Origin of the sequence: Hwangdonia sp. (assembly GCF_048381975.1) — a bacterium.
Classification (GTDB): domain Bacteria; phylum Bacteroidota; class Bacteroidia; order Flavobacteriales; family Flavobacteriaceae; genus Hwangdonia; species Hwangdonia seohaensis.
Genome location: NZ_JBLWYT010000002.1, coordinates 107237 through 124357, shown reverse-complemented (window position 1 = coordinate 124357; position 17121 = coordinate 107237). Strand labels below are relative to the sequence as shown.

The following is a 17121-nucleotide window of genomic DNA, read 5'->3' as shown; positions in this document are numbered from 1 at the left end:
ATGAAAAAAATTATAATAACAATGCTTTTCGCAAGTTTAACATTAACTGCCTTTTCTCAAGGAAACGAAAGAAGAGAGCATATTAAAGCACTTAAAGTAGCGCATATTACTGAAAAATTATACTTAACCGAAAAGGAAGCGCAACAGTTTTGGCCCATATATAATGCTTACGACGATAATGTTTATAAGTTAAAACATCAAGACATTAGAAGTATTCGCAAAGAAATTAAAGACAATCATGAAACGCTCACGGATGAAAAATCCCAGGAATTATTAGATAGGTTATATAAAGCTGAAAACAGTTTGCACAACGAACGTGTTAAATTAGCCAGCAAACTAAAAACCATAATTTCCCCTAAAAAAATACTGTTATTGCAAATTGCTGAAGAAAGCTTTAAAAGAAAACTATTTGAGCAATTTAAAAAAAGAAGACAAGAAGGTAAAAGCAGAAATTAGAATGCCGCTATCTGAAAAGTCTAATTCTATGTCATATTGAGCTTGTCGAAATATTTTGACTTACTGATAATCAAGATTGGTTTCGACAAGCTCAACCTGGCAGATACAATCCAAAAAGACTTTTTTAGACAGATTCATTCCTCCCTAAACGTGAGCTTAGAAATCCTGCCTGCGCCAGCGGCATAAGCCACACTATCGTTTAAAAACCTGATGGTGTAAAAGCCTTCATCGCTTAAACGCTTCCACGTACTTCCATAATCGTTACTGTAATCAATTCCTTTAAAACCAATGGCAACGAGCTCTTTCCCTCTACCGTTTGGGATGTATTGCACACAGCTTCGGTATCCGGGATTTTGGTTTTGCGCCACCAGCTCCCAAGTTTTTCCGCCATCGGCTGTTCTTATTTTATTGGCAGCGTTATCGTCTGGTTTGGTGTAATCACCACCAATAGCAAACCCAGTGAGTTCATCATAAAAGTCGATAGAATACATACCCGTAGTTTCCAATCCTTGAACAATAGGTGTTTCAAAAACGGTCCAGGTTTTACCTTTATCTGGCGAATATAAAACCCTGCTTGCCTTTCCTCCTGTGGCCACCCAAGTGTTATCGTCAACTATGGCAATATTGGTATCGCTTGCAGCAAAAGCCGCTTCGCCATCTTTAGATTTTGGCAAATCGTCACAAGATAGTTTTGTCCATGTTTCGCCGCCATCGCGTGTGATGATAATACTCATGCAACCCTCGGTTGGATCGCCAATGGCAATGCCTTCTTTGTCGTTCCAAAAATCCATGGAGTCGTAAAAGGCTTTGGGGCTATCATCAACCATGATCACTTTTTGTAATCTTAAATTTGCATGTAAAACTGTATCAAGTTTTATTTTATTAATAAACGCAGGAGATTCTATATTAAGAAGAAACAATGAATTATAGTTTGATGCGATTGATCTAATCTGTTTTGATTCAATTTTACCAATTCCATTTAATGTATCTACCTCTTCATTCATAATGGGATAAGTACTATGAACTGTATCAACCCAAAACCCTTCATCGTAACCTATATCATTACTATAAACAGTATATCTATCAAAAGGAAATATTAAAACAGTATCATTCATAATTTCCAAAGCCCTAACATTCAATAAAGAATCTTCCAAAAGATGATTAATTTCAACTTTAGAAATATTTCTAGGAACAAACTTATCTTCCTGCTTACAAGAAAAAAACACAATAACGACTAATACAAATGCGATACGTTTCATTTTAAATAGATTTCCATAAAAATAGAAAAGCTCCGTAAACAAACACGAAGCTTTTAATAATTTTTTATTTGATTAATGGCGATTACATCCAAAAACGGCTAAAAACCGACTATTCCCTTAAACTGTCCGGTGCTGGCAAACTCGCATGAAACTCATTGGCAATACGGGTAGTGTACAGATCCAACAATTCTAAAACACGCTCGCTTGATTCCGACACCACAATAAGTCCAATATGCCATGGTTTATTCATACGCCACACAATTTCCTTATCGGAAAAACTAGAGGTATCGGGATGCTCATATCGACTTAAAGACACCACAATGCCAGCATATTTATCATGGATTTTTGGCAATCTATAGGTTTGTTTTTTTAAAGTATCCGATTCTATTTTGGCCCATTCGCTCCATAAATTAACACCCGAGGCAAAGGCCACCATTTCTGCTAAATTAGCACCACCAACTCTTGACGATGTCTCCAAAAAAAACAACTCGCCCGTGGCTTTTGATGCAATAAACTCGGTATGCGATGCGCCAAACTGCATCCCAAAAGCTTTCATAACTTCTGCATTCATTTTGCTTAATGCTTTTTCCGTTTTCGACCCCATTTCACAAGTGGCCGACCTAAAAATACCGCCCCCGTGGGCAACCTCAAAAGGCGTATCTAAATATTTGCTTACCCGAGAAAAAAGGACTTTCCCGTCAACATTTAATCCATCGACATGATACACATCGCCCGGAGCAAATTTTTCAATTAAAAAATCGTCGCGTTCATCGCCCAAACTATGCACTACTTCCCAAAGCTCGTCTTTAGAATGTATTTTTTTTATACCTGCTGCCGATGCTTCCGAGCGTGGTTTTAACAACCAAGGCGGACTAACATTATCGGCGTAATTATTTATGGCGCCATCATTAAACAAGGCTGTAAACTCAGGCACATTTATCCCTTCTTCTTTTGCTTTGATACGCATGGCCAATTTATCTCTAAAATAGCGCGCCGTGGTACTGCCCATTCCCGGCATTCTGAAATGCTCGCGTATGGCGGCTACATTTTCAACATCAAAATCGTCTAATGCCACAAAGCGGTCAAACTTGATGCTTCTGTATTTGTACGCCAACCCTTTAATAACATCGTTATCATTCCAATTTTCAACATAAAACACATCATCTATCGCTTCCCATGGCCAATTTTCATGTTCCAGCTTTTTCATGGTTAACAAATACACATGGTTGCCCTCGGCTTTGCATCGTTTTAAAAAATCTTCACCCTTAAAGTAAGTGGAAATACAAATGAAATTAAGTGGCTGTGTAGACATGTTTTTTAGTTTAAAGTTTTTACATAACTGGTAATTAATTGAACACCAAAGCCCGAAGCACTTTTCATTTTTGAATAGGGCGAATCTCCAAACGATACACCTGCAATATCCAAATGCATCCAATTTTTATGAGACTCGGTAAATGCCTCTAGAAATTTTGCGGCATTTATGGCCCCCGCGATGGGTTTACCACTAAAGTTACGCAAATCTGCAATATCTGAGTGTAAATCGGCTTCAAAATCTTCAAACAATGGCAATTGCCACACGCGCTCGTTGGTTTTAAATCCGATATCCGACATGGTTTTTGCCATTTCGGTATTATTGGTAAACATTCCCGCTGCAGAAAACGCCAAAGTTCGCACCACACTGCCTGTTAAAGTGGCGATATCGATGATTTTTTCAGGTTGGAATTCCTTTATTAAATAACTCAATCCATCGGCTAATACCAAACGCCCTTCGGCATCGGTATCAATAATTTCGATTGTCTTGCCCGAATACGAGTTTATCACATCGCCCGGTCTGTAACTGTTTTTATCAACCGCATTTTCCGCGGAAGCGACAATACCGACAATATTAACATCCAATTTTAATTTTGCCACCAACTCAACAACACCTAAAACCACGGCTGCCCCACCCATATCGCTTTTCATATAGTGCAAATTGGTGGATGGTTTTATGGATAACCCGCCCGTATCAAAGGTGATGCCCTTGCCCACCAAACCAATATCTATTTTGGCATTTGGCTTTGTAATGTATTCCGTAACGATGACCACCGGGGGATTAACACTGCCCTGGCCCACAGCAATTACCGCGTCGAAGCCTTGTTTTTTAAGCTCGTTTTGGTGTAAAACGGTGCATTTATAACCGTATGTTTTAGCGGATTTAGTAGCCCATTCCCCTAAAAATTCTGGTGTTTTATAATTTGCCGGCGCATCAACCAAAGCTTTTATTTGATTGGTGGTTTCGCCCGTATATTTGCCCTCTTTAAGTTGATTTTCGATATCATTTTTTGAAATGAAATTGACTACTAATTCGGCTTGCTTTTTCTTTTCTGATTTAAACTGACCGATTTCATAATTGGATAATTCCAAACCGATAACAGCTTGTTTTATGGCATCTTCAGATAATGATTGCGCATCAACCTGAATGTTTTTTTTCCAATGCTTTTTGGTTTCGAAAGCCAACTTTCTAAAGGCGTCCTCAATCTTTATGGCATCTTTCTCTTCGCCCAATCCCAAAAGATAAATTCTATTTCCGGCATCGCCATAAATGAGTTGATAGGTAGATAAATCGCCTTCAAAATCAAGGTTTTTTATGGACGTGAATTCTGCCAGACGTTTTAGGTTTCCTTTTTTACAAGGAATTATGATATCCTTTTTTGTATCTAAACTCTGTGTGTGTTTATATATCATGTTTTTTTATTAAAGAAAAGCCATTTTACAGCTTTGGGGAATTCTTCGCGCCAGTGCACTTCGGAATGGTTACCCAATTCGTTCAACGAAAAATGAAAATCTATAGCATGCCCTTTTACCATTTTGTTTTTAATAATGGTTTCCAGCATTCTAGCATTTGGTAAATGCTCTTTGCTTTCTTGTCCGCCAGCATACAAATAAATTTTAGATTCGTTTAACGGCGTAAAGGTTTTGGTGTTGTTAAAAATCATTCTCGAAATCCATAAACTGGGTGAAAAAATCATCATTTTACCAAAAACCCCGGGATTTGATAAACCGGCGTGCAAACTTATCAAGCCACCCATAGAGCTCCCGCCAATACCCGTATGCTCAAAATCGGTTAACGTACGGTAATGCTTGTTAATGTAAGGAATTAATTTATCAATCATAAATTGTATGTAAAAATTCCCTTTGCCTTTACCAAAACGTGGATGATAATACGGTAAGTATTCAACAATACGCTCCTCTTCGCCGTGGTCTATGGCTATAATTATAATATCGCTCAGCCCTTCTTCGGCTAATTTTGCCATCGATTTATCTATTGCCCAATCGCCATATTTGGCCGATGGATTAAATAGGTTTTGCCCATCTTGAAGATATAAAACCGGATACTTTTTATCGGTTTGGTAATAATCGTGTGGCAATAATGCCGAAATTTTTCTAGTGGCATTTAAGTGTGGTACTTCGTAAGCCTCTTCTATAACTTCTATAATAGGCTCAAACTCAGTCATTGTCATTTTCATAATTTTAAAAAGCGAAAATACATTTTTACGCTATTATATGCTATAAAAATTTACATCGAAATATTTCAACTAAATAAAGCAGTATTTATGCCGTTTTAGCTTTTTACTTTAAATGTATAAGTGGAAATTAAATCTTCACCAATTAAAAAATGTACATCGTAAAAGCCTGTGTGCTTGAATTTATATTCGAATATTAAGGATTCGTTTTTTATAAAAGTAGATTCCGGATGGATTTTCTTGCTGTTATGGCCGCTATCAATTAAAAGTGTAACATCTTTAACATTTGCTGGTTTAAGAAGTTGAAACTCAAAGGTGATTTTTTCGTTTTTCTGAATGGTGTTATGCATCTTTTTAGGATGAATATGGCTGTTGAGATTCGCATAAGCCTGACCGTAAATTATAGGCGATTCTAAAAATGTTTCAAATGAAGCTGTGTCGGTATCATCTAAAAGCAGCCATTTTTTGTCGACCGGAAAATGATCGATAACAAACAGTTTGGGATTGGCCAAAAAGAAACCATCGTTATAATGAAATGTAAACTGAAAAGTTGACGGGTTGGGAATACCGCTTGCCCAAGTGGGATCGCAAAGGTACCATTTGCCGTTTAATTTAACCGCATTCCAAGTGTGGTTTGGCATGTCGAGCGATGCAATGTTTATCGTACTTGTTTTTGCAAAACCATGCACCATTTCGCATTCTATATTGGCTAAATCTGCAAGCTCTTTTAAAAGATAAGCGTACCCCGTACAAATAGTCCTATTGTTTTTTAGGAGTTTTTTAAGGGTCGCTTTTCTAAATTCGGTGTTCCAGTTTTCAAGCTTAACACTATCGTTTTTAAAACGTTGGCGCTTTCGCATGTTTTTGGAATACATGCCGTAATCGTTGGCAATGTTATTGCAAACCCAAGTAAAAATTGCCCTGAAACGTTCAACATCGGTATTTAAATTCGAGGTGAGTTTATGTACCAATTCGGGTAAATTATCAAGCCTTTCATTTTTGTACTCCAACGCTATTCTATCTGCTTTTTTAAAATCAATAGGATCAAAATCAGAAATTTGAGCATGGGATTGGAATACAAAAATGAACAAAAATAAACAGCGTATCATTTTCATTTAAACAAGGCTATCAAGTGGCAATTACTAATTTGAGCGTTTGGATTTATAAGGTTTATTAGTGTTTAAAGCCCCTACGAATTCAATTAAATCTTCGCTTAATACCGGTCTGATAAACGAGGTATCGTCTTTAATTTTTATGGCAATGGTTTCGTAACCCAAATAGTTGATAAGCAAAACATCGCCTGTTTTAAGTACTTGCGGAAATGTAAATTCGCCTTTGCTGTTAGACACCGTTCCTACTTTAGTACCTTTTAAGGTTATACTTGCGCTCTCTACAGGCCCTTCATCATTGGTGATTATGCCTTTAACGATGCGCTCGTTTTGCGGGGTTTCGGTTGAAGTCGCATTTTTTGTTTGTCCGTAAATTGGATTAAATGCCAATGTGGCCATCATAAAAATGGCGACAAAACCTAAGGTGCGATACGCTTTTTTCTGTGTGAATTTCAACTGTGTTTTCATAATTATAAATATTTTGTTTTCATCAAATCTATCCTAAGAAAGATTGCCATGAAAGTTATATTGAGTGAATAAACGATTTGACTGAGTAAAGATACTAAATTTTGAAATGAAGGACAATTACTTGTTTAAAATTCAGTGGTTTGTGTTTGAATTTTGAAGTGCTTTTTTAAGGTAGCTGTGTGGTTTAGCAACCAAATTACTTGAAACGGAACGTATTCAGAAGAAAACCATAAAACTTTCTGAATAGCAAAACCAAACAATTATTATCCTACGGTATTGAAATACATTTTTATTCTTTTAAAATTTTCAACCTTTCAATCCAAAAGATTTTCGATTCAAAAAACTGTAAATTAGTTTCGACTATTCTGTCGGTTTTGTCCCTGGGCGATTTGGATATAAACCTTGCTTTAGAGCCATTAAAGTCTAAAGTGTGTTTTTCATCAATATCATTTTCTTTGTCCGTGAAAAAGGAAACAACATTTTTCTCCACTTTCCATTTTCCCTTTCCGTATTTATTTACCTCAGACGGAATGCCCTGTTTGTTATTTGAATAAGAATGAAATAAGAAAATTCCATTTTGGTTTAAAACCAGTTTATATTCAATTATGTGGGTCTCTGCACTACCGAGCGTTCGGTAATAATCACCAACCATTTTATTCGACTGTGAGAATGCTGTTAAATTAGAAATTAAGAAAGAAATAGCTATAATCAGTTTCATAGTTTTTTTTTAACTGCATTTCAATGATTCTAAAACGGCTGTAAATTGAATTGAAATTACACATATCCGAGGTTAAACGAAGGTAACTGAGGTTTCCTGAAAAACCAAGCATCAAGTCAGATAGACCAACAAATAGCTTTTTAAGAATTGTCCAATTAGTTATTCTTTTTAAGCATAGCTTAGATTAAAGTCAATTGCAAAATGCAGCATATAAACTATTCCAATTAAGCTTATTATCCAATTATACTTTTTTGTTATCAATCTACTAATCAAATAACCTGTAAAAGCTAATATTCCGATGAAGGGTGGGTAAATTAGCGGAATAAATCCGCCGTGATTAGAGCTCGCTGGTAAGTCAGTCCGCATTGCAATTATCCACGCAATTATGGTTCCGATACAAATACCGATTAAATTATATTTTCGGCTATCGAGAATTTTTTTCATATTGTAGGCAATGTTCCTTACGGTTATAATATTGATTATTTATATCAGGGAGCTAAACGAAAACATCCTTTTTTATCATAAAGCCAAAACACACACAAAACCCAAACAAATTGTTTGGGTTTTGATAATAAAATTTTCTAATTTTTAGGTTTTTCTTCACCGTCTTCTTTATGGTCATCAATCACATCATCGTCGCGGTATTTACAACATGCGTGCACTTTGGCATAGGCCTCGTCGGATGCTTTTATTTCTTTGGTATCGTGCCCCACATCGGCAATGGTTTGCTGTATGGTTTTTAAATCGGTTTTACGGGCATCGTAAATCAATTTTAACTCGTGGGTCTTCACGTTCCAATCGGCAGACTTTACACCCTTTGAGGTTAAGCAGGCTTTTTCAATGCGGTTTTTACACATCATACAAACGCCATCGACTTCTATGGAGGCTTTTTGGTTTTTGTTTTGTGCAAAGGTTGTTGTTCCAATTAGCATAAGTGCTAAAATCATTATTTTTTTCATAATTAAGTTTTTTTCATTCCCGTGAAGACGGGAATCTCATTTATTATTTATCTGTTTTTTTTAATAAGATGCTTCGACTGCGCTCAGCATGACAGGTTTATATATTAGTTCCATTTATAAGATTCCCTCCTTCGAGGAAATGACTGATTATTCTATTTTAAACCGCAATCCGGCATAATAACTTGCTCCAAATATGGGGCCATACACAAAAGTTGTATCAAAATTTGAACCAAAAGGATCGTTCGCTCCTAAAATGGGATTATCTTGTTTTACGTTTGTTATGTTTTCACCGCCTAAATATACTTCAAATTTAGGAGAAAATACTTTGGTTATTTGCGCATTTAACGTACCAAGGGTTGGTGTGTTTTCAGGTAATCGATATGGTGCAGGATTACCCACGGTTGATGAAAAGCGCTGTTCGCCCAACCAATTAAATGTAGCATCAAATTTCCATTGCGAACCATTTTCGAGCATGTGCGTTTCATAAGAGGCATTGGCAAAAAAACGATTGGTTGGCACTAACGGTTTTGATAATTTACCGGAATTATAGTCGGTTTTAACATCGTAATATTTGTACGCCAATCGTAAATCGAAATGCTCAAACACATTATAATTCCATTCAACTTGAAAGCTATTGGCATAACTATCGCCATCTAAATTATAGAAATTGACTTCCTGCGGGTTTTCAAAATCTACCACCACTTGGTTTTGAAAATCGGTGCGGTAATAATCTAAAGTAATATCGGCTTTTCTGTTAAAAAGATTAAATCCTTGTAAAAAAGACAGGCCATAATTCCATGCAATTTCCGGGTCCAATCCATAAATATCACCGTCGGTATTTAAAATATTAATGGATCGCGAGGTTGAAAATATACTCTGGTTTTCGGCAAAAATATTGGCGCTGCGAATACCGCGACCGAACGACGCCCGTAACGCCGATTTTTCCCAAGGCGTGTATCGTGCATGAAATCTAGGCGTAATAAAAGTGCCCATTAAATTATGGTTGTCCACACGAATTCCGGCCGTTAGGTTCAGCTTGTCGAGATTGTCAAAATTATACTCGAAAAATGAACCCACCGAACGCTCGGTTCTTTCGTAATCATTTGTATTTACAAACTCGTCGTAATGATCGTAGGTATAGCTGATGCCGGTTTTAATTTTATGTCTGGAATCGCTAATAATGGAACTATAAATGGCATTGGCGTACAAGCTATTATGCGTAATATCGTATTGATTTAAACCAAAATACGATTCTTGTCTGTGGTTGCTATAAGCCGTTTGCACCCCAATATTTTGCCACGGCAATTCTGGGTTTACATATCCAAATTTTGTGGATATTTCGTAACGTCGCGTATCAATTTGGCTGCCCCAAGCGTTGGTTGTGCCCTTATCGGTTTTAGGATTGAAATTGACTTGTCCCGTTTGTTTTTCATCATTTAAAAACTTTAGATTTACAAAGGTTACAAAGCCCTTTTCGGTATCGGTATATTGCCATCGGTTCATGATGTTAATCTGCTCCTGCAAAGGCATATCCAAAAAGGTATCGTTATTATTATCGTGCTTTGCGTCTCTAAGATTTCCGTGTAAATAGAGGCCTGTACTCCATTTCTCGTTTATGGCCGTGTTTAAATGAGTGTTTAATTCCAAGCGTCCGTTGGCATTGGCGTATGCGTTTACAAATAACTTAGCATCGGTTGTTGGTTTCACCAATTCTGCATTTATTTGACCTGCAATACTCTCGAAACCATTAACGGCACTTCCGGCACCTTTGGTAATTTGAATGCTCTCCACCCAAGTTCCGGGTATAAAACTCATCCCAAAGGCTTGCGATGCACCGCGAATAGATGGTATGTTTTCGGTCGCTATTAAAATATACGGACTCGTTAAACCCAGCATTTTTATTTGTCGGGTACCCGAAACGGCATCGGCAAAATTAACGTCGATGGACGGGCTGGTTTCAAAACTCTCAGACAAATTACAGCACGCCGCTTTAAGCAGTTCGTCGCTACTCACCGTAAAAACGTTAGTGGCTTGCATGTACGATTTTGATGTGGCCTGCTTTCTGGAGGTTACCGTTACGGCATCTAAATTATCTGTAGACTGCAGCCAATGACGCACCATTTTAGGTTTGCTAATGGTAATGGTGTCGGTTTTAAAACCCACATAACTTATTACTAATTTGGTGTATTCTTTTTTATAAGGTATAGTGAATCTTCCATCTATATCGGTTACCGCACCAACCGAGGTATCGAGCCAATATACGTTAGCGCCGGCTAATCCTATAGGCTCGTTTTTATCGTTTGCTTCCATAATAAATCCGCTTATTTTGTCTTGCGAAAAGCTGAGTATAGGAAGCATAAACAGTATATATATTATTTGTTTCATTAATTAGAAATATTGTAAAATTTTGATGTTTTATTAATTGTAATGTGCGATTAGGTTCCTGCCGTCACTTCAACAAATTCAGTATGGCACGCAGGAATTACAAAAAATAATAAATCAAATCAGGAAAGTATCATTAAGCACCTGTATGTCTGAGACCAGAATGGGTGGCGCATAATCTTTATGGGGCACAATCTCTTTTTCAAGTGTTTTGAAAAGATTGGTGAATGAATAAACAAAGGATGCTAAAAATTGTTGGTGTTCGAACTCCAAATCATCAAACGTAGACACATTTAATTGGTCTTGCCCTTTAATCACCTTTATTTCGTCTTTACAGCAAGTCATTTTTTGCTGAATCTCGAAAGCTTCCATTTCGCATTTTTCAGCTTCAACAAAAATGGCAACATCAACTAAAACATCGCCACAAAAGTGCTTCTCAATAGTAAAGGATACCGTTGAAAACAACACTAAAAATGCTAGTAGCATGGAAAAGCTTTTATGCAAAATCTGTTTTATCACAGTGCCAAAATACAAAAACTTAAAATTATTCGCCCTGTTTTATAAAATGATTAACAGTTAATTTTTTAGTTTGTGATAATAAAACGCTGGCAATAAAAGAATTAAAATTATGGGCTGAATTAAAAACCGACGCACATTAAAAAAGATGTAATAGGTTTCCTGTTTTGGGTTTAAAACAAAGTACAGATAGCCTATCATTAGTAAAACAAAAGCAACAACATATATAAACCCAGAAAACTTGATGACGCCTTTATCTTTAAAAACAACAAACAAAATAGCTAAGGAAATAAGGGTGTTTAGGGCATACCTTAGCACCGTGAATGCAGATGCTTTTAACACATTAACATTTGGGCTGTCGGTATATAAATAATCGTTTTTAAAAAAGGCCAAATAGGGGTCGTAAAACAAGTCGTTTTCAAACCATCGGATTAAAATCAGTAATCCGAAACCCACAAAAAGCCATGTGTATTTTACCAACTCACCCATGTTTCTTTTTTAAGTTTGAAAACCGATTTACCCAAAAAATCCACAATAAAAAAACCATGCCGTAAATAATTGCCGGAAACAGCACACCGTGTAAAAATTCTTGATGTTCAGGGTAATGGTAAAGGGCAACACATATAAGGGCAATCCTAAATAAATTAACAACATATATTAAAACACTGCCCGAAAGTATAAAAAACAAGGTGGTTTTTAGTTTGCCCGAAAACGCAATTACAAACGACATAAACAAGATAATTACGCTTGCCGCATTACACCCTTCAATAACCCGGGCCACATAACTGCCGTTTAGAATCACCTTCATCGAAGGCTCGTCGGGATGCGGTAAAACCTGAGTATTGTAACCAAAACCATTTAGCAAATCCTCGGTTTGTTTGGCTACCAAATGTGTTATATAATCTGGGTAGAATTTGGAACCTTCAGAGAACTCTAAATAAAAATGATATATCACGGAAAACAATATATATACCATTAAAAATGTAAGTATAAATTTTATAACCAATTTATATTTTGTGAAGAGTTCCTGCAAAAAAGTGATTTTAATTAATTTGGTGATTAATTTTTTTCTAAACTAAATATCGAATTTACACCTTTTTAAATACTTTTACCAAAAGTTTTTTATTTATGAATTTTGAAACTCTAAAACCGCAGGTTGAAACCATAATTTCCGATACCAAAAAAACTACCGACGAACGTTTATTATCGATTTGTCAGTTATTGGAACACCACATCGATTATTACAATTGGGTAGGTTTTTATTTTGCAGATATCTATAAAAAAGAATTGCATTTGGGACCTTATGTTGGCGAACCAACCGACCATACCGTGATTCCGTTCGGGAAAGGGATTTGCGGTCAAGTTGCCCTAAGCAACCAAAATTTTGTGGTGCCCGATGTGGCGGCCCAAGACAATTATATTGCGTGCAGTATTACCGTAAAGGCTGAAATTGTGGTGCCCATTTTTGTAAACGGCAAAAACATCGGACAGATAGACATCGACTCCAACACAGCAGATCCGTTTACGGAAGCAGACGAACGCTTTTTGGAGTTTGTTTGTACTCAAGTAGCACAGCTACTCTAGGTTTTAAGTTCAAAATTCTGGGTTTAATATTTCTATCTATAGCAACTTTGAATTTTAAACTTTGAACTTTGAACTCTTAATGTTAACAACTTCTTTATTTCGTTGAAAAAAGCTGCTCTTTTTTAATTTCAACTAGCCCATTTTTTTAGTTGAAATAACTACTTTTGCATTTTTAAAACAGCACTTTCAATGCATCGCATTGAAAAACCATAAAACTGTCATTCCCATGAAAATGGGAATCAAACACAACACACTAACATGAGCAACGAGAAAACCATTAAGTCCGCATTAATATCTGTTTTTAGCAAAGACGGATTAGCCCCAATTGTAAAAAAGTTAAACGAACAAGGCGTTACCATTTACTCGACGGGTGGAACCGAAAAATTTATTAATGATTTAGGCATCGATGTGGTTCCGGTTGAAGAGGTTACATCCTACCCTTCCATTCTTGGTGGTCGCGTAAAAACATTGCATCCCAAGGTTTTTGGTGGTATTTTGAATCGTCAAAACCATGAAGGTGATGTGGCAGAATTGGCAGAATACAACATTCCTCAAATCGATGTGGTGATTGTAGATTTATACCCCTTTGAAAAAACGGTTGCTTCAGGCGCCAGCGAGCAGGATATTATTGAAAAGATTGATATTGGCGGTATTTCGTTAATTCGAGCGGCCGCTAAAAATTATGCCGATGTAATTTGTGTATCTTCAGTTGACGATTATGCGGAATTTTTAGAATTGATTTCTGAAAATAACGGCAGTATCTCAAAAAAAAACAGAAAGCGTTTTGCCGGAAAAGCGTTTAATGTATCATCGCATTACGATACGGCTATTTTTAATTACTTCAACAAAAACCACGATGAAGCGGTTTTAAAAATCAGCGAACCAAAAGGCAAGGTTTTACGCTACGGGGAAAACCCACACCAAAGAGGCTTTTTCTTTGGGGATTTTGACGAACTGTTTACTAAACTGCACGGAAAAGAACTAAGCTATAACAATCTTTTAGATGTTGATGCCGCGGTTAATTTAATGCTGGAATTTAAAAACGACGCGCCTACTTTTGCTATTTTAAAGCACAACAATGCCTGTGGATTGGCGCAACGCGACACCTTACACCAAGCTTATCTTGATGCTTTGGCTGGCGATCCTGTTTCGGCTTTTGGCGGTGTTTTAATTAGCAATAAAGAAATTGATTTGGCTACGGCTCAGGAGATTCACAAGTTATTCTGTGAGGTGGTTATTGCCCCATCTTTTGCTGCCGATGCCTTAGAGATTTTAAAAGGAAAAAAGAACAGGATTTTATTGAAAATTCATGATGTGGACATGCCAAAAACCAATGTAAGAAGTTGTTTAAACGGTGTTTTGGTACAAGACAGAAACAACATTACAGATACTATTGAAGGTTTAAAAAATGTTACAGACACGAATCCAACGGACAACGAATTAGAGGATTTAATATTTGCATCGAAAATTTGTAAGCATACAAAATCGAATACCATTGTTTTAGCCAAAAACAAACAATTGTGCGCTAGCGGTACGGGGCAAACCAGTCGTGTTGATGCTTTAGAGCAAGCTATCCATAAAGCTGGAACTTTTAAATTTGATTTAAACGGTGCGGTAATGGCAAGTGATGCTTTTTTCCCGTTTCCGGACTGTGTGGAAATTGCTAAAAATGCGGGTATTACTGCGGTAATCCAACCGGGTGGCTCGATAAAAGACCAGTTGAGCATTGATTATTGCAACGCCAATAACGTAGCGATGGTAATGACCGGAACACGTCATTTTAAGCATTAAAATTCCTGCGTACCTCACTGCGCTTGTCGAAGTGGAAACATAAATCTCATTAGTGTGAAACTGTTATGGATGTTGAATTTTAGCAGAAACACCTGAGGGGTTTCTACAGCTTAACGGATTGTTTGATTTTGTAAATATTTTCGACTATATTCGTTTAATTGCTGATATTTAACACCTGTGTTGTCCCAAAAGCTTTCGGGATTGTTTCAGTACTAAAACTGATTTTATATCCGTAATACATTAGCTGTAATATCAGAACTAAAACTAATAGAATAAATGATAGATATTTTTTTAAAAGCAAAACATTGGCAATTATTTATAGTAATGCTTGGAATACCAGTACTTTTTCAATTTTACACTATGTATAATATGTTTTCGGGATTTGAAATGGAATCGAATCCTAACCCCGAAAACGTTATGGATATGTTTCAAGTTTTTCCGATAATAATGATTCTTTTTACTGGAGTATTTTTTGGATGGTTTTGGTCAATCGCAATTGGACTTCAAAAGGAAATTCCACAAGAAGTAAAAATGAAAGTGAAAAAATTTAAAGCTTTCTTTTTTATTCCTTTAGTCTATATCATTTTTTTAATGATTTATATAGGTGCGCTTTTTTCCGAAATCGGGATAAATGATTCAAATAGCGGTTGGATTGTTGCTTTAATTTTACCTCTTCATCTGTTCTCAATGTTTTGTATTTTCTACTCAATGTACTTTGTCGCGAAAACAATAAAAACTGCTGAATTACAAAGAAAAGTTGGATTTGGAGATTTCGCTGGGGAATTTTTCTTGTTATGGTTTTACTTCATTGGAATTTGGATTATCCAACCGAAAGTGAATAAACTTTATGGAAAAGAAAAGACTACAGCTAACAATATATAAAAATAATTGCGGTTTAGTGCTTAATCTAAACACCTTTCAAAAAAGCAAACAACTTTAAGTTTTAAAAAATAAGACAGCACATAGGCGCGTTAGGGATTGCAGCGGCATCCTTTTTTTTGAAAGAAGGAAAATACATTTTATTTAGAGCTAAAATTTATAAGATAGCCACATCGCTCGCTCCTCGCTATGACGCAAAAAAAGATATAGCGGAAAGCCCGACCGAAGTGATCCTGCAAGGTTTTTGTGCTGAACTTGTTTCAGCATCCAACCTTGCAGGTATGAGCGTAGGGAACGCCACAAACTTTAAAAAAACCATCTAAAAATCGATAAACTACGTATAAATAGTTAATACTTTATTTTGATGCCATTTGTATGCCATTTAAACTCGGTATATTTATTTACTTTTATTACATTTACACGATTTGTTAACAACCCTTTAAAAACCACTAATAGCACATGGGCTTTTTTGACTTCTTAACCGAAGAGATTGCAATAGATTTAGGTACTGCAAATACCCTTATTATACATAACGACAAAGTTGTTGTTGATGCGCCATCGATAGTTGCGCGCGATAGAATTACTGGTAAAATAATTGCCGTTGGCCAACAAGCGAGTTTAATGCAGGGCAAAACGCATGAAAACATTAAAACGATTCGCCCCTTAAAAGACGGGGTAATTGCCGATTTTGATGCTTCGGAACAAATGATAAGTATGTTTATTAAAAACATACCGGCTTTAAAAAAGAAGTTTTTTACGCCGGCGTTGCGCATGGTTATTTGTATTCCGTCGGGGATTACCGAGGTTGAAATGCGTGCGGTAAAAGAAAGTGCCGAACGTGTTAACGGAAAGGAAGTGTATTTAATTCACGAACCCATGGCGGCCGCTATTGGTATTGGGGTAGATATTATGCAACCCAAGGGCAATATGGTGGTTGATATAGGTGGCGGAACCACCGAAATTGCAGTAATCGCCTTAGGTGGCATTGTTTGCGATAAATCGGTTAAAATTGCCGGTGATGTATTTACAAACGATATTGTGTATTACATGCGTACCCAACACAATTTGTATGTGGGTGAGCGTACTGCCGAAAAGATAAAAATACAGATTGGTGCGGCTACAGAGGATTTGGAATTACCGCCAGAAGATATGAGTGTTCAAGGGCGTGATTTGTTAACGGGGAAACCGAAGCAAGTTCAAATTTCGTACCGTGAAATCGCAAAAGCTTTAGATAAATCTATTTTACGAATTGAAGATGCGGTTATGGAAACCCTATCGCAAACACCTCCCGAATTGGCTGCCGATATTTACAATACCGGTATTTATTTAGCTGGTGGCGGATCGATGTTACGTGGCTTGGATAAACGCTTGTCGCAAAAAACAGACCTTCCTGTTTATATTGCCGAAGACCCATTGCGAGCTGTGGTAAGAGGTACTGGAATTACACTTAAAAATTTACCTAAATACAAAAGTGTATTGATTAAATAAAAGCATAAA

Annotated in this window: 18 protein-coding genes; 6 read left to right on the top strand and 12 right to left on the bottom strand. The window is 36.6% G+C overall.

The genetic code is table 11. The features are described 5' to 3' along the window. On the top strand, positions 1-456 hold the full coding sequence (locus ACN5J7_RS04325) for a sensor of ECF-type sigma factor (protein ID WP_418602955.1): 456 nt from the start codon (positions 1-3) through the stop codon (positions 454-456). Between the two features lie 134 nt (positions 457-590). Here ACN5J7_RS04325 and ACN5J7_RS04320 read toward each other — a convergent pair whose 3' ends face one another. The 12 genes from ACN5J7_RS04320 to xrtF all read right to left on the bottom strand — a co-directional run bounded on the left by ACN5J7_RS04320 (position 591) and on the right by xrtF (position 12403). After that, on the bottom strand, positions 591-1715 hold the full coding sequence (locus ACN5J7_RS04320; protein ID WP_418602954.1) for a WD40/YVTN/BNR-like repeat-containing protein: 1125 nt from the start codon (positions 1713-1715) through the stop codon (positions 591-593). 109 nt (positions 1716-1824) lie between these two features. Continuing rightward, on the bottom strand, positions 1825-3027 hold the full coding sequence (locus ACN5J7_RS04315; RefSeq protein WP_418602953.1) for an ATP-grasp domain-containing protein: 1203 nt from the start codon (positions 3025-3027) through the stop codon (positions 1825-1827). A gap of 5 nt (positions 3028-3032) precedes the next feature. Further along, positions 3033-4439 carry a leucyl aminopeptidase family protein gene (locus tag ACN5J7_RS04310; protein WP_418602952.1) on the bottom strand — a complete coding sequence of 469 codons (1407 nt, stop codon included), beginning with the start codon at positions 4437-4439 and terminating at the stop codon, positions 3033-3035. Beyond that, complete coding sequence (locus ACN5J7_RS04305; protein WP_418602950.1) at positions 4436-5221, bottom strand: alpha/beta hydrolase; 786 nt, start codon at positions 5219-5221, stop codon at positions 4436-4438. Before ACN5J7_RS04305 ends, ACN5J7_RS04310 begins: the two co-directional genes overlap by 4 nt. Before the next feature lie 95 nt (positions 5222-5316). Then, positions 5317-6327: a transglutaminase domain-containing protein gene (locus ACN5J7_RS04300; RefSeq protein WP_418602948.1), complete on the bottom strand. Its 1011-nt coding sequence runs from the start codon at positions 6325-6327 to the stop codon at positions 5317-5319. 33 nt (positions 6328-6360) lie between these two features. After that, the gene (locus ACN5J7_RS04295; protein WP_418602947.1) at positions 6361-6795 is read right to left on the bottom strand and encodes a carboxypeptidase-like regulatory domain-containing protein; all 435 of its coding nucleotides are present in this window, start codon (positions 6793-6795) and stop codon (positions 6361-6363) included. Between the two features lie 289 nt (positions 6796-7084). Further along, positions 7085-7513 carry a hypothetical protein gene (locus ACN5J7_RS04290; RefSeq protein ID WP_418602946.1) on the bottom strand — a complete coding sequence of 143 codons (429 nt, stop codon included), beginning with the start codon at positions 7511-7513 and terminating at the stop codon, positions 7085-7087. A gap of 581 nt (positions 7514-8094) precedes the next feature. After that, on the bottom strand, positions 8095-8472 hold the full coding sequence (locus tag ACN5J7_RS04285; protein WP_418602945.1) for a heavy-metal-associated domain-containing protein: 378 nt from the start codon (positions 8470-8472) through the stop codon (positions 8095-8097). A gap of 147 nt (positions 8473-8619) precedes the next feature. After that, positions 8620-10857 (bottom strand): TonB-dependent receptor, encoded by a 2238-nt coding sequence (locus ACN5J7_RS04280; protein ID WP_418602944.1) that lies wholly within the window; start codon positions 10855-10857, stop codon positions 8620-8622. Positions 10858-10971: 114 nt separating this feature from the next. After that, positions 10972-11373 (bottom strand): HYC_CC_PP family protein, encoded by a 402-nt coding sequence (locus ACN5J7_RS04275; protein WP_418602942.1) that lies wholly within the window; start codon positions 11371-11373, stop codon positions 10972-10974. A 57-nt stretch (positions 11374-11430) separates the two neighbouring features. Further along, complete coding sequence (locus tag ACN5J7_RS04270; RefSeq protein ID WP_418602940.1) at positions 11431-11859, bottom strand: exosortase F system-associated membrane protein; 429 nt, start codon at positions 11857-11859, stop codon at positions 11431-11433. Then, entirely contained in the window at positions 11852-12403 is a 552-nt protein-coding gene (gene xrtF, locus ACN5J7_RS04265) for an exosortase family protein XrtF (RefSeq protein ID WP_418602939.1), read from the bottom strand. The genes ACN5J7_RS04270 and xrtF overlap by 8 nt, the downstream gene beginning before the upstream one ends. 95 nt (positions 12404-12498) lie before the next feature. On the opposite strand from xrtF, the gene ACN5J7_RS04260 reads away from it, so the two are divergent. The 5 genes from ACN5J7_RS04260 to ACN5J7_RS04240 all read left to right on the top strand — a co-directional run bounded on the left by ACN5J7_RS04260 (position 12499) and on the right by ACN5J7_RS04240 (position 17112). Further along, entirely contained in the window at positions 12499-12954 is a 456-nt protein-coding gene (locus ACN5J7_RS04260; protein ID WP_418602937.1) for a GAF domain-containing protein, read from the top strand. 258 nt (positions 12955-13212) lie between these two features. Beyond that, a complete protein-coding gene (gene purH / locus ACN5J7_RS04255) occupies positions 13213-14745 on the top strand; it encodes a bifunctional phosphoribosylaminoimidazolecarboxamide formyltransferase/IMP cyclohydrolase (RefSeq protein WP_418602935.1) in 1533 nt (510 codons plus the stop codon). A gap of 276 nt (positions 14746-15021) precedes the next feature. Further along, on the top strand, positions 15022-15627 hold the full coding sequence (locus ACN5J7_RS04250) for a hypothetical protein (protein WP_418602933.1): 606 nt from the start codon (positions 15022-15024) through the stop codon (positions 15625-15627). Between the two features lie 116 nt (positions 15628-15743). After that, on the top strand, positions 15744-15947 hold the full coding sequence (locus tag ACN5J7_RS04245) for a hypothetical protein (RefSeq protein ID WP_418602932.1): 204 nt from the start codon (positions 15744-15746) through the stop codon (positions 15945-15947). Positions 15948-16083: 136 nt separating this feature from the next. After that, positions 16084-17112 carry a rod shape-determining protein gene (locus tag ACN5J7_RS04240; RefSeq protein WP_311940951.1) on the top strand — a complete coding sequence of 343 codons (1029 nt, stop codon included), beginning with the start codon at positions 16084-16086 and terminating at the stop codon, positions 17110-17112. Positions 17113-17121 lie beyond the last annotated feature (9 nt).

Excerpts from the sequence above, each read along its gene's own strand:
- ACN5J7_RS04320 (WP_418602954.1), bottom strand. The coding sequence starts at position 1,715 with ATGAAACGTATCGCATTTGTATTAGTCGTTATTGTGTTTTTTTCTTGT.
- ACN5J7_RS04250 (WP_418602933.1), top strand. The coding sequence starts at position 15,022 with ATGATAGATATTTTTTTAAAAGCAAAACATTGGCAATTATTTATAGTA.
- ACN5J7_RS04270 (WP_418602940.1), bottom strand. The coding sequence starts at position 11,859 with ATGGGTGAGTTGGTAAAATACACATGGCTTTTTGTGGGTTTCGGATTA.
- ACN5J7_RS04260 (WP_418602937.1), top strand. The coding sequence starts at position 12,499 with ATGAATTTTGAAACTCTAAAACCGCAGGTTGAAACCATAATTTCCGAT.
- ACN5J7_RS04285 (WP_418602945.1), bottom strand. The coding sequence starts at position 8,472 with ATGAAAAAAATAATGATTTTAGCACTTATGCTAATTGGAACAACAACC.
- purH (WP_418602935.1), top strand. The coding sequence starts at position 13,213 with ATGAGCAACGAGAAAACCATTAAGTCCGCATTAATATCTGTTTTTAGC.
- ACN5J7_RS04280 (WP_418602944.1), bottom strand. The coding sequence starts at position 10,857 with ATGAAACAAATAATATATATACTGTTTATGCTTCCTATACTCAGCTTT.
- ACN5J7_RS04305 (WP_418602950.1), bottom strand. The coding sequence starts at position 5,221 with ATGAAAATGACAATGACTGAGTTTGAGCCTATTATAGAAGTTATAGAA.
- ACN5J7_RS04315 (WP_418602953.1), bottom strand. The coding sequence starts at position 3,027 with ATGTCTACACAGCCACTTAATTTCATTTGTATTTCCACTTACTTTAAG.
- ACN5J7_RS04300 (WP_418602948.1), bottom strand. The coding sequence starts at position 6,327 with ATGATACGCTGTTTATTTTTGTTCATTTTTGTATTCCAATCCCATGCT.
- ACN5J7_RS04240 (WP_311940951.1), top strand. The coding sequence starts at position 16,084 with ATGGGCTTTTTTGACTTCTTAACCGAAGAGATTGCAATAGATTTAGGT.
- ACN5J7_RS04290 (WP_418602946.1), bottom strand. The coding sequence starts at position 7,513 with ATGAAACTGATTATAGCTATTTCTTTCTTAATTTCTAATTTAACAGCA.
- ACN5J7_RS04295 (WP_418602947.1), bottom strand. The coding sequence starts at position 6,795 with ATGAAAACACAGTTGAAATTCACACAGAAAAAAGCGTATCGCACCTTA.
- ACN5J7_RS04310 (WP_418602952.1), bottom strand. The coding sequence starts at position 4,439 with ATGATATATAAACACACACAGAGTTTAGATACAAAAAAGGATATCATA.
- ACN5J7_RS04325 (WP_418602955.1), top strand. The coding sequence starts at position 1 with ATGAAAAAAATTATAATAACAATGCTTTTCGCAAGTTTAACATTAACT.